Source organism: Aquimarina sp. AU58 (assembly GCF_900312745.1).
Taxonomy (GTDB): Bacteria; Bacteroidota; Bacteroidia; order Flavobacteriales; family Flavobacteriaceae; genus Aquimarina; species Aquimarina spinulae.
On the sequence record NZ_OMPD01000014.1, the window covers coordinates 953110 to 966587 of the forward strand.

Here is a 13478-nt window from a genome sequence, read left to right on the forward strand (position 1 = left end):
ATTATGAGTAAAATTCCTACATGATTATTTTATATTTTGTTGATAATCAAAAAATTAACGAATGTTTATTGGATTTTTGCAAACATTAAACAACTTTATTTAGTGAATTCATTTTTTGTTAAAAAAGGGGTGTTTCCCCCCGTTTTAGAGTGCTATTTATAAGTGGTTTTTCTATTAAAATTTTATTTAAGAACAAAAAAAGACGATATATTACATACAATGAATATGGTTTGTAAGTAAAAAGTATTTTGAAAACCTATTTATAAAAAAAATCAGCTTATTAATTGATTATAAGCTGATTTGGTTTATATGGATAGAAATATCTACTAATATACTGGACTAAAAATTTCCGTTAGCGCCTATTCTAACTTTTTTAATTACTTCTTCAAAATATAAAATACCCCAAATAATCTTTTCTGTATCCGCATAAGGAATAAATTCTGAAATTAAGTTTTTATTACTTTCAGTCATGTCTGTAGTCATCGTATGGTGTTTGTTAAGCGATTTTAAATGATCAGAACTTTCTTTAATACCAATGTCAGACAATTTAACACCAGCTTCATTGGTAAGAGCTAAATAAGGTAGAACAGTTATTATTTCATTAATACGATCTGTATACAATTTAACAAGTTCGCCTTTTTTTAGGTCTTCTAATTCATCTATAGTGTGAAATTTTTTGGTTAATGCCTTTTGCTCAAAAAAAACATTCTTTCTTGTTTGAGCATAATTAAGGTTGATGATAAAAAATACAAAGAAAGCGGTACTAAATAATTTCATTATTGTGATGATTTTAAGTGCATATATTCAAATTTACTGCATTACAGTATAATTTTTCGAATCCTTTAGTGTAAATATTGGTTTTTTTTCATCAAATGGATCAGTAAATAGATCGGCAGCACTTTTAAAATGATTTGTATACATATTATACTTCAACAATTGATCAGTATTTATGGTAGAGCTATATTGTGTCAGGACTGATTTACTGTGTACGTTAAAAACACTATTTTCTAAGGAGAAATACTTTTGAAGATCAGAATATGATTTGTAGGTTTTATCAAATTTTACAACATTAGCAAAACCAGATATACGCATGTTGGTAAGATTGAGTTTAGCTAAATTCTTAGACGAAATTGCAGCAGTAGTATGTTGGTAATTGTTTTGATCGGATAGGTTTACTAAAGTTGCATTTTTGATACGTATGTTTGATAATGCTTCTAGATCGATAAATCCTTCTTTTTTGTCATACCCATCTGCTTCGATAACATAAGAACCACTAATATCACTAATATATGGATGTCTAATTGCAAGAATATTGCTTAATTCTCCATTATATCCTAATGTAAAATCATAATCATCATCTTTTGCTTTGTAAGAGATTAGGTTAGACATGTTCACGTTACCTCCAAAACATTCGAAAGAATCATCTGCCGAATAACTGATCATAACATTGTTTATGATCGAATTACTTCCTAGTGCATAAAGGGATAATCCATTTAACTCTTTGGATTGATTGATTTTTTTTCCTGCATATTCAATTCGAACATACGACATCATGGTTGTTAATTCATTTTCTTGTGTTCCTCCGTACGAAGAATATTGAGGTAGAAAATTCCCTTCTATAGTTTTAGATCCGGCAGGCGAATTAATTGTACCGGATCCGGCAATTATGATACCGCCCCAATCTCCAGCTTTTCTGGATTTTTGGGCATTATTTGATGTAAATACAATTGGAAACCCTTTTGTACCTCTTGCAATTAATTTAGAACCTTTGGTTATTACCAGGCTTGCTTCATTTTCGACATCACATCTAATTATAGTTCCTTCTTGTATTGTTAGAGTAGCATTATTAATTACATAAACATTTCCAGACATTAGATACGTCACATCATTTTTTAAATAAGAGTTACTATCAATAATATTAGGAAGTACTTCTTCGGGATCTGGGTACTCTCTTTGATTAGGGTCAAAATTTGTCCATCCTTTAATCCATCGCATTTGATTGTCATTAATTTCTGTTTGCGAGAATGATAAAAAGGAAAGAGAATAAAAAAGAATTATGGAAATACTCTTCAATTTCATAGCTAGGGGGATTTAGTTTTGTAGTAAAATTATAACTATATACATACTTATATTGTAGGTATAAGATTACTAAATTGTTAACGTATCTTTAACAGGTGTATTGCATCCAAGATTATGTTTTTATCAGTGAAACTCTATTTTGAAAAGTAGCGTAGTAATGTATTCAAAATAAATAGTTGAACTAATCCTGGTTTTTTAGCGGGATCTTAGGTTTAATACCCTGTTTAAGGTAATAATTTCATCTTTGAGAATATCCGGATCTTGTTTTTCTGGTAAATCTAATTCATATTGATGCTCATATACGGTATTGCTTCTAATTATGGATTGCAAGTATATTTTCTGCGCCAATACGCTGGGCAATTATATCAAAATCAAAATAAGGCCTGTCTTCAACAACACTAGTATCTTTTGGGAAGACTAGTTGTTGTAAATCATAGTGATCATGCTCTTTGGTAAAGAGGTTATCGAATCCATAGTAGTAGACAAGGAGTTTATAGGGGAACAATGGCTAGAGTATCTTAACCGTAATAAGATCAGGTATTATATTCTTATCAAAAACAACTTTAAAGTATTCATTCCTCATAAAAACAAAGAGATGAAGTCCAGTCATCTGTTCAATCAACATAAAACTACTGAGTTTATTTTATTACCTCAAGATCGCCTACATCAACGGACAACTTTGTTGTCTCTCGGGATGTAAACTTGGGAATAACACAGGGAAACTTGTCGCGAACCAGTTACAAGGTTGTCCTGTTTTTTTGATTATTCAAAGAATCAGGACAATATAGAGTCAATAGTATTATAGTTTTACAAAAATGCTAGAAAGGGGGGGACGACAATTTTCCTTTTTAAAGGGAAATTTACAATGTTGCGCATACAATTGTTTATCTATCCCGCCTCAATCCTCCCAAAGGGAGGGGAATAAGCTTTCCTTCGGGTCTGGGAGATAGATAAATAAGGTTGGTTTTTTGTTCACTCTAGTATCTGTACTTGCTTTATAATAGAAAATCTATTACATCTTTGAAATACTGCAAATATTACCGTTTCCCTATATTTTTCAATTTTACCATAATGATGCTATACAAAAATTAAAAAACATCAGCATTTATGGTATTTCAACCTGTTTTGTAAAATGGGAAACTGTTTAAAAATCAATGAATTGAATCCTATTGAATAGTCCGGGTTTAAATAATTTTTTAAAACAAACTTAATTTCACACAATCATGAACACACAAAAAATCAGGTCATTTAAAACTCTCGCACTGGGCACAGTTTTACTTTTCGCTTCTTGCCAAAAAGAGAGCGTAGAAGAAAGTGTAACTGATGACGTAACAACATCTAACGGAAAATTGATTGAAAAATATTTTGATGGAGATTTAGTTACTGTCAAAGACATGGGTAACGGAGAATACCTTTACCATGATGACATCATTCTTTCTGAAGAACATATATCGGACACTCCTCAAATTGCTAATCAAAAATTAACATTACTAGATCCTGTTAAAAAATGGCCAAACAACACTGTTGTTTTTGCCCTAAGTAGTAATTTAAGTCTTAAGTTACGTACTAATATACTATTGGCGATGAAAAGATGGAGTAGAAAAACTAATATAAAGTTTAAAAAAAGAACCAATGAGTTGTTCGGTTATGTAACTTTTACACAATCTTCGGATGTATGTTCAACTTGTGGTGCGGCATCTATTGGGTTCAATTTAGGTGGAGGAATTATTAAATTAGGTTATAATGTCGGTGCCAACCTTGTTACTCATGAAATAGGTCATACGCATGGTTTTCTTCATGAACAAGCAAGACCAGAAAGAGACAACTATATTATTATAAAATGGGAAAACATTCGAAGTGGTCAAGAAGATCAATTCAAGATTAAGAATTCAAGAAGATTAACTAGGGCATTTGACATCAATAGTATAATGATGTATCATCAATATGCTTTTTCTAAAAATGGTAAACCAACAATTACGTTACTTAATGGTGAAGGCTATACCGGAGCTCAGGAAACGATATCCCCGTTAGACATTATAGGCACTAATTTAGAATATCCTAAGAGATAATTCTAAATTTTGATGGAAAATCCCTATACACATATAAATCTGTGATGTAAAAATCAATTGGATCATCGTATCCAATAAAATATTATTTTTGAGTATAAGAGGGTACTTGAGAAATCAGGTACACTCTTTTCTATTACATTTATCAATTCTTTGTTTTTGTAGAGTCTTTTTTCTTTTTCTTACCTAAAAATCCTCCTAAGATATTTTTTGCAGTATTTTTTAGTGTTTCTTCGGTGTTGTTATTCGTTTTAGAAGAATCAGTTTGTTTTTTAGAATTTCCTAATAGGTCTGTTAATACTTTTCCACCCTTACCGATAAGCTCTCCTTTTACTTTTTCTTTCTGTTTGTCTACTATTTGTTGCGTGAGTTGCTTTATCGCCATATCTGTATTTAAGCTAACCTTTGGGTTTTTAAAATTACCAGAAAGCCCAATTGGTAGTCCAACAGTCATAGTATTTGCTTCCTTTTGATCAAGTTGTGAGATCAGGTTTCCAACCTCGCTACCTAGATACTTAGCAGGTACATCTAGTTTGATGTTGTAATTCATATTTTGCTCAAAACTATGACTTCCACCAGCAGTAACCTTTATCCCTTGGACATCAAACTCAAAAGGTTTTACATTAATTTTTCCGTCATCAAAGCTTAGATTAGTTTTAATGTCTTTTAGATTTAATTGATCAATTTCTACAAAATTAAGCTGGTTATCTAGTGTAGATAAAAATGGAGTTTTAGTTGTAGATACCTGGGCATTAAGAATCTCGGCAAGTGCTTTACCTTTTAATGAGGTTAAAACAGGAATAAGATTTTCATTAAGATTACCATTCAAGTTGATTTTTGTAGTAAGGTTACCAGTAAGTGCTTTTGCTATCGGGGCTAAACCTTTTATTAATTCTAAATTATTAAAAGACTTTACAATATCTATTTTGCTTAAATCCAAAGCCATATCAAAAGTAGGAACTTTAGACTTAGTAGATACGTTACCATTTAGAGCCATCCCTCCATCAAAAATATTAGAAGTTACGTTTTCTAAATAAGCAGTTTCATCTTTTATTTTTACGGTTCCTTTTGTATTCTGTAATTCTAAGTTATCGTAGAAAACTTTTTTGGTGTCAAAATTTAATGTAGCATCCAGAAAAGAAGGAATTCTCATAGTTTCATCTTCTGTTGTACTTGCGACCTCTTCTTCGGCCTCTTGTTCACTCACCATAAAATCATCTACGGCAAACACATTAGAATTTACATTAAAATCTCCTTTTAGATCTTGTTTTGCAAACAAGAATCCCATTAGGTTTTGTATGGTACCTGTGGCAGCAAGATCTGATCTTCCTGTAGTTGCCTGCATTTTGTCTAATGAAATGGTTTCTGGTGTAAAACTTACATCGGCATTTTCAACTTTTATTTCATTTGGTGTATCAGTAGATGCATATGTAAATTGAGAAATACTGGCAGTACCAGAGCTTTTTATATTTTGATATTGTTCTTTTTCTAAAGATTGCATATCAAAATGAGTTTTGACATCTGCATTAACAATTCCATTTATTTTTTCTTCCAGTTGTAAAGGATATGCCTGATTCAGGTTAGCCAGGTTTAATGTACCTTTTAGCATCATATCTACAATCATGTTTTTAGTTAGGTTTCGCAAACTACCTTTGGCAGCAAAAGAATCCTGATCTATTTTGAAAGTTAAATTGTCAATATTGATATACGTATCATCTACCAATCCGGTTTCATTCTTAATCTTAGTGTCGATATTTATATTTTTAACACCTTTTGGTAAATCAGGATATTTAAAAGAAGCATTACTTGATGCGATCTTGATATCCATTTTTGGGATATAGGTATCATCAGATTTTCCTTTGATGGTTCCATTAATAGAAAAGTCTCCACTAGTTTGTACTCCATCCAGGCTTTTGACATAAGTTTCAGGAATAACGGCAAGGAAATTCTTAAAATCAGACGAAGGAGTTTTAAAACTGAGATCTACATCGGTATATTTTTCGAATAACTGAACATACCCTGCAAATTCGAGAGGTAATCGATTAACCTGAGCTTTATTTTCTTTGAAAGAATAACGCTGATTCTCAAGATCTAATTCTATTTGGGCATCAAGCTGTAATTTGTTTTTGTTTAGATATTTAGTGCCATCTAGATTTAGTGAGGCTTCAGTATTCGTTTTAGTATCTAAGATTATTTTTTCTCCAGAGATCGATCCATCACCGCTATGATTAAGATCGGTCATTGCTAATAGGGTTTTACTTATATCATCTCTAAATAGAATTTTACTATCGTTTATTTCATAATGATCCAAAGCAAAGGTAAAAGCACCACTTTCTTCTTCCGGTTGAGTTTCTGCAGCATCTTCCTGTTTTCTAACAATATCAACATTAGAATTTCCTAATGAATCAGTCTTGATTGCGATATTGGCTTCATCGATTACTATTTTTTGAACACTAATAGGTTCTGAAGCGTTTTTAAATAATTCTTTGATAGACATATCCAGAGCTATTTTTTTAGAATACGCCAGGGTGTCTCCTTCAAAAGGAGTATAATTAATAATCAAAAACTCATCAATAACTACAGATGCTTGTGGAAAACTCCTGATAAGACTAATATCCAAATTTGCAAAGTCTACTTTTGCATGCACATGCTCATTCACCAGGTAACGCACTTTATCCTGAATAGTTCCCTTAAACAAAAAAGGAATCGAGATAATACCGATGATAAATAGTAGTAAAAAAATACCAAGAATTTTGAGGACTTTTTTCATGATAAAATAGCTTTGAGATAAAGAAACGATTTACAAAGATACAATGTTACTTTTTTTAAGTTAACTATTTGTTAGATTTTAAATTTCCAGAGCTAATTCACCACCTTGTTTTAGTTTAAATCGCTTTCTTATAACATACACACATAGGTATAAAATAGGAGTGTCTAGTGCAGCGACCAATATTTTAAACAAAAAACCATTAAGTAATAATATTCCAAAACGATCCCAATCTATAATACCAGCAGAACATAATAACAAAAGAACTGTTAGGGTGTCTATAAATTGAGAAGAAAAAGTAGAGAAATTATTTCGCAACCAAAGATGTTTTCCTTTTGTAACACGTTTCCAGAAATGAAAAATCTGGATATCAATATATTGTGCAAAAAGATAAGCCATCATTGATGCAAATACGGCGATTACTGTAGCACCAAAAACCTGATTGAATATATCATCATCTATAGGAGACCAGGCCGTAGCGGGCACCGAAGCTGAAGTATATACAATGAGTAATGAAAAAAAAGATGCAAAAATACCTGCCGTAACAATTTGATTCGCTTTTCTCTTGCCAAATATTTCACTAATAATATCGGTTATCAAAAAAGTAATAGGATATGGTAGGATTCCTACAGAAATTTCAAAAGTATATATTCCGAAAAAATCCCAATAAAAGAATTTTTGAAAAATAAGATTAGATACTACTAATGATGAAATGAAAAGTGCGCCAAGTATCAGGTATATTCGATAGGCTACGCGTTTGTTTTTTAAATTCAGAGGAGTTTCTGTCAAAATAAAATAATAGTTTACTTAAAAATAAGGCGAAGTGATTTTGTTTTGTTTAATTTGTTCTAAAAATAAGGAGTTCTGGTCAGAATATAAAAAATCCAATCTTGAAAACATCCCGTCTGTTACATATTTCGTTAGGAAGTAATATAGGAAATCGTATGGATTTTCTACAGAATGCTATTAATGATATATATGAATCGATAGGAGATTTGGTTTCGATTTCTGGGGTGTATCAAACTCCAGCCTGGGGATTTAGTAGTGATGATTTTTATAATGCTTGTATTGCGGTACGTACTTTTCTTTCTGAAAATGAAGTGTTAATAATGCTATTAGAAATTGAAAATTCTCTGGGTAGAAATAGAACAGATGGTAAAGGATATGAGGCAAGAACGATTGATCTGGATATTATTTTTTCTTCTGAAGGAAGTATAGAAACCAAAGACTTGATCGTTCCTCATCCTGCAATGCAGGATCGAAAATTTGTATTAGAGCCACTAGCAGAGATTGCAGGGGATATGGTGCATCCAAAATTGAAGCAAACCGTAAAGCAATTGTTAGGTAGCACTTCGGATGCTTCAAAAGTTACTTTGCTTGGGGAGAAAATAGTTAACCCAAAAGAAAAGTATGCCTTGTCCCGCTTTCAATTCCTAACTGTCGAAGGAAATATTGGAGCTGGTAAGACAAGTTTAGCACAACTAATAGCTCAAGAGTTTAATGCAAAACTTATTCTGGAACGTTTTGCAGATAACCCTTTTTTACCAAAGTTTTATGAGGATATGGAGCGTTATGCTTTTCCTCTCGAAATGTCTTTTTTGGCAGATCGTTATCAGCGTTTGCAGGATGATATTGCTCAGTTTGATCTGTTTAAAGATTTTGTGGTGAGTGATTATGATGTATTTAAATCATTGATTTTTGCTAAGGTTACCTTACAATCAGAAGAATTTATGCTGTACAAAAAAGTATTTGACTTGATGTATAGAAATTTGACTAAACCCGGACTATATGTGTATTTATATCAAGATACAGAACGTCTTTTAGAAAATATCAAAAAAAGAGGAAGGGACTATGAGCAAAAAATCCCTGCAGATTATCTGGATAAGATCAATAAGGGGTATTTGCAATTTATAAAATCACAACCAGAATTTAATGTAAGGATAATAGATGTATCTAAACGAGATTTTATAGCAAACCGATCTGATTACATTTCGATTATCGAAGAGATCTCAAAATAATATTATCCTGCTTGATTTAGCTCTTTTGCTACTTTTTGCACTTCATCAAGAACACGTAGCAGATTTCCACTCCATAACTTTTCGATTTGTTCTTCGGTATACCCTCGTTTTACCAGTTCTAGAGTCACATTAAATGTTTCAGAAGCATCACTCCAACCTTCAATTCCACCACCACCATCAAAATCAGAGCTAATCCCTACATGATCAATGCCAATTTTATTAACCATATAATCTATATGATTCACAAAATCCACAACGTCTACAGCCGGAGGAAGATCATCTATTTTCTTTACTTTTTCCCTTCGAATCGTTAGCATTTTCATGTAAAAATCATAGTACTTTTCTTTTTCTTCTGTACCGAGCTTAGTTATTTCTTTTCGATCTATCCAGGTTACTCCCATCGAATCAGCAATCTGCTTGGCTATTTCGACTTCTCTCTCATTTCGTTTTTCAAACTTCTCTGTATTTAAGTAGGAGGTAAAAGCTACGGTTTGAACCACACCACCATTTTCTTTTAACCATTGCAATTGCTCATCGTCCAGATTTCTACTATGATCACATAATGCTCTTGCCGAAGAGTGAGAAGCAATGATCGGAGCTTTGGTAAGCTTTATCATTTGTCGCATAGATTCTTTAGAAGGGTGAGAAACATCTATCATGATCCCTGTTTTATTCATTTCTGCAATAACTTCTTTCCCCAGATTGCTCAAGCCATTATGTAGCCAAATACCATCTGCTTCGCCAGTATTAGAATCACAAAGCTGGCTGTGCCCATTATGAGAAAGTGACATATATCTGGCACCAAGGTCATGAAACTTCTTTACATTACTAATATCGGTTCCTACGGGATATCCATTTTCGATACCAATCATAGCTACTTTTTTTCCTTTTTTATGAATACGACGAACATCATCAGATGTTAAGGCTAATTCAATTTGATCTGGTGCAATTTCTTCTGCTAATTTATGAATAGCCTTAAATTTTGACATTGCAATTTCATATGCTTTTTCATAACCTTTAGTGGTTAGAGAGTCTTGTCCCGTATAAACAATAAACCAGGCAACATCTAATCCGCCCTTTTTCATTTTTGGTAAAGTGATTTGTGAACTAAGATCCTGAGTGTAATTGATAGAGTCTGTAAAGTTTTTTACATTAATATCGCAGTGAGTATCCAGAGTAATGACTTTATTATGAATTTCTTTTGCTTTGGCGATAAGTTGATCCTCTGTAACGGTTGATTGATCTTCTGTAGAAGTATCTTTTTTCATATTTTCTTGTTTGCATGAAATAAGTAAGAGTACAATAGCAGCAAAAATTGAAAAGTTTTTCATAATTAGATGTGATTATGTGTTTTATAGCGTCATAAACTTACAAAAGAAATTCCAGATGATATTTTTAGTAATAAAAACTGCCCGAAAAAAATTCTCAGGCAGTTGGGTTACATTCAAAAAAACTAAACAAATCTTATCTTTTGATAAATTTTCGAGTTACTTGTCCTTCTTTATTATTAATGATTATAAAATAAACACCGTTACTTAGATTACTAACATCGTAAGCCATAGTTTCGTTGTTAGGATCTACTATATCAATTGTTTTTCCTAGAAAATCTGTAATGGTGATTTGTGTTTTTCCTCCATTTTTCGAGAATCCAGGATGTTGGATCGATAAAGAACCAGATGTAATAGGGTTGGGGTAGATTGTTATCTTTTGATTTACTGTATGGGTTTCATTATCAATGAGATCACTATCCGCAGAACCAGAAGTAATTTTTAAATTATCGATAGCCATATCACTTCTGTAACTAGATCCTGTAGTTCCTTTAAGTTGCAATTTTATTGTAGATCCACTATAAGCAGATAAGCTTATGGTCTGAGAACTCCAGCTATTTCCCTGGTTTCCATTCTTGCTCCAGACAGTAGTCCAGTTTACACCATCATTGGTAGATACTCGTACTTCTAAAGTACCCATATTTGATCCGTACATGTGATAATCAAAACTAAGTTGTGCATTTGATTCATTGGTTAAATCTATACAAGGGCTTATTAATAAAGCTACTTTATTAGGATATCCATTTCCGTTGCCAGAAGCTTCAGTAAAGATATAATTGCTACCGTTAGTGGCAGAAGATGGTCCTGTGCTAGATGATGGCGTACCATTGCTATCAACTGTCCAGTTTATATTATCACTGGTTTCTTGTGTCCATTCGCCAACTCCGGATTCAAAACTTTCATTATAAGGAAAACTGGTAATTCCATTACAAGAAGAAGGATTGGTTGTGGTTGCTTTGATTTTGATATTATCAATTGCCAAATCACTTCTCCAGCTAGTTCCCGTAGTTCCCTTAAACTGCAATCTGATCACAGAACCAGAATATCCAGAAAGATTAACAATTGCTTGATTCCAGGTGTCTCCTTTAGCTCCGTTTTGGGACCAAATAGAGGTATAAGATGTTCCATCATTAGTACTTATTAAAACTTCTATAGTTCCTATATCACTTCCTAACATATGGTATCCAAATTCTAGAGACATATTGCTAGCCTGGCTCAAATCTATACATGGACTGTTTAATATTGCTGTTTTGTTAGGGCTTCCGGCTGGTGTTACATTTGTAGATGCCTCTGTGTACAGGTAGAAAGAGCCGTTTTGCGCTGTAGAAGGTCCTGTTCCCGATGAAGGAGTTCCGTTAGCGTCTCTTGTCCACTCGATATCATCCCCTGTGGCATTGGTCCAATCTCCTAATCCAGATTCAAAACTTTCGCTATACGGAAAATTACTAATAGAGGTACATACAGGTGGATTTGTTGGGCTGGTTAAATATGCTCTGTCTGATTCTAATGACGCCACAATAGCATTTTGTTGTTGACTAGAGAATCCTCCGGTGCGACAACTTTTACGAGTGTAAGACATCACGTTGTTTACATCGGGTTGATATTGATCTCCATTAGAGTCTGTTGCTGTTCCGGTATAATTACAGCTAGAATTAACAAGACCACTAAGTCTTGGATCTGCTGGGGTATCGCAGAAAAAATCTCCTGCAGAAGAGCAATTAGTTCGTTGCACAAGTTCTCTTCCATTAGACGTAGAATGTGTGTGCAGGATAGAAAAATAATGTCCTAATTCATGAGAAGAAGTAGAGCCGTTTTGAGAACAAGAAGCATCTAATATTGCTCGGTTTCCGGTTCCCGGAAATTTAGCAAATCCACAGATGGTAGAACTCCCCGAAGTTACTTCAGAAAAGTAAAAAATATTAATAGCTTCGGCAACTTCATATTGTACTAATTGACTATCATTATTTTTATTAAAAGAATTATTCCAGCTAGTCTTGTCAATGTATTTGGTAGGTGCATATTCGTGAAATGAAATATTCATCGGAGCATACGTTGCATTTAGTTCATTCATTACATTTTGAATCTGTGCGCTGGATACTGCAGGAGAGCCTCCGCTCGAGTTACGGGAGACATGATGTTGTATTGGTAATGATACAGGTGTTGCTAAAGCCTTACTACCGTTATCAGTAATAGATTTAAGGCGTTTAAGCATAAAAGTATCGTAGTTTTTAGGCGGTTCTGCACCACAATCCTTTTCTTGAGCAAATCCGAATCGTATTGTTGTTAGCATGGCGAGCGCGAGAAAAACAACTGCTTGTTTCCTTGATTTCATAAGTTTGAGTTTGGTTATTTGTTAATGTTTTTTAATAGTTCTTATTAATAAAGACGTAAAAAAGATAAATAACCCTTATAAAATCATTATTTGTGTTAAAAAGAAAAGGATGAGGCGTTGAGGTTTCGTTTCCGAAAAGTGAATAAAATGTATCGTTGTTTTGTTTCGAAGTCTGCTACATTTTATTAAAAATATCCCAGATCGCAACTCCTGCACTAACCGAAATATTAAGAGAATGCTTACTACCAAACTGAGGAATCTCGATAACAGTATCACTTTCTGACACAACTTGCTGTTGGACACCCTTAACTTCATTACCAAAAATGATTGCGTATTTTTGATTACGCTCTGGAATAAAGTCGTTTAGCATAGTTGCATTTTCTGCCTGTTCGATAGATAAAATATTTACATGCTGTGATTTAAGACCCTGTATAAGCTCTAAAGTGTCTTTTTGATATTCCCAATCTACAGTATCGGTAGCTCCTAGTGCAGTTTTTTGAATATCTTTATGAGGAGGAGTAGCTGTTATACCACAGAGGTATATTTTTTCTATCAAAAATGCATCTGCAGTTCTAAATACAGATCCAATATTGTTTAAACTTCGAATGTTATCCAGGATGATAAGTAAAGGAGTCTTTTCTGATGCTTTAAATTCTTCTACGGTCTTGCGATCGAGTTCGCTATTTTTGAGTTTTCTGCTTCCTTCCATTATCGCAAAAATAGTATTTATCACAAATTCTACGATTGATACTCGATAAAACTTTGAGAATTCTTTGTGTTTTTTGAAACGAACTTTATGGTTAGACAATCATATATTTAAAACAAATTATGAAGTTCCTTATTCAATGTAGTGTAGGCCTCTTTTTATGTTGAGGAAAAATTGTGAAT

10 protein-coding genes are annotated in these 13478 nt (G+C 32.9%); 2 read left to right on the forward strand and 8 right to left on the reverse strand.

Annotated features, from left to right (window positions below):
- Nucleotides 1–339: 339 nt before the first annotated feature.
- The 3 genes from DK441_RS15465 to DK441_RS26650 all read right to left on the reverse strand — a co-directional run bounded on the left by DK441_RS15465 (nt 340) and on the right by DK441_RS26650 (nt 2584).
- Nucleotides 340–777 carry a hypothetical protein gene (locus DK441_RS15465; protein ID WP_051575671.1) on the reverse strand — a complete coding sequence of 146 codons (438 nt, stop codon included), beginning with the start codon at nt 775–777 and terminating at the stop codon, nt 340–342.
- Nucleotides 778–810: 33 nt separating this feature from the next.
- Nucleotides 811–2079, reverse strand: coding sequence for a hypothetical protein (locus tag DK441_RS15470; RefSeq protein WP_160112116.1), 1269 nt, complete (start codon nt 2077–2079; stop codon nt 811–813).
- A 313-nt stretch (nt 2080–2392) separates the two neighbouring features.
- Nucleotides 2393–2584, reverse strand: a complete 192-nt coding sequence (locus DK441_RS26650; RefSeq protein ID WP_160112117.1) for a hypothetical protein — start codon at nt 2582–2584, stop codon at nt 2393–2395.
- 718 nt (nt 2585–3302) lie between these two features.
- Here DK441_RS26650 and DK441_RS15480 point away from each other — a divergent pair.
- The gene (locus tag DK441_RS15480) at nt 3303–4148 is read left to right on the forward strand and encodes a M12 family metallopeptidase (RefSeq protein WP_109851513.1); all 846 of its coding nucleotides are present in this window, start codon (nt 3303–3305) and stop codon (nt 4146–4148) included.
- 142 nt (nt 4149–4290) lie between these two features.
- Here the strand turns inward: DK441_RS15480 and DK441_RS15485 are convergent, their stop codons facing one another.
- Complete coding sequence (locus tag DK441_RS15485) at nt 4291–6915, reverse strand: AsmA family protein (RefSeq protein WP_109851514.1); 2625 nt, start codon at nt 6913–6915, stop codon at nt 4291–4293.
- Nucleotides 6916–6993: 78 nt separating this feature from the next.
- The gene (locus tag DK441_RS15490) at nt 6994–7701 is read right to left on the reverse strand and encodes a queuosine precursor transporter (protein WP_370444323.1); all 708 of its coding nucleotides are present in this window, start codon (nt 7699–7701) and stop codon (nt 6994–6996) included.
- Nucleotides 7702–7802: 101 nt separating this feature from the next.
- On the opposite strand from DK441_RS15490, the gene folK reads away from it, so the two are divergent.
- Complete coding sequence (gene folK / locus DK441_RS15495; protein WP_109851515.1) at nt 7803–8930, forward strand: 2-amino-4-hydroxy-6-hydroxymethyldihydropteridine diphosphokinase; 1128 nt, start codon at nt 7803–7805, stop codon at nt 8928–8930.
- A 2-nt stretch (nt 8931–8932) separates the two neighbouring features.
- Here folK and DK441_RS15500 read toward each other — a convergent pair whose 3' ends face one another.
- The 3 genes from DK441_RS15500 to DK441_RS15510 form a co-directional block, all read right to left on the reverse strand.
- The gene (locus DK441_RS15500) at nt 8933–10261 is read right to left on the reverse strand and encodes a dipeptidase (RefSeq protein ID WP_109851516.1); all 1329 of its coding nucleotides are present in this window, start codon (nt 10259–10261) and stop codon (nt 8933–8935) included.
- Nucleotides 10262–10394: 133 nt separating this feature from the next.
- Nucleotides 10395–12590, reverse strand: coding sequence for a T9SS-dependent choice-of-anchor J family protein (locus DK441_RS15505; protein ID WP_109851517.1), 2196 nt, complete (start codon nt 12588–12590; stop codon nt 10395–10397).
- Between the two features lie 175 nt (nt 12591–12765).
- A complete protein-coding gene (locus DK441_RS15510; RefSeq protein WP_109851518.1) occupies nt 12766–13299 on the reverse strand; it encodes an RNA methyltransferase in 534 nt (177 codons plus the stop codon).
- Nucleotides 13300–13478 lie beyond the last annotated feature (179 nt).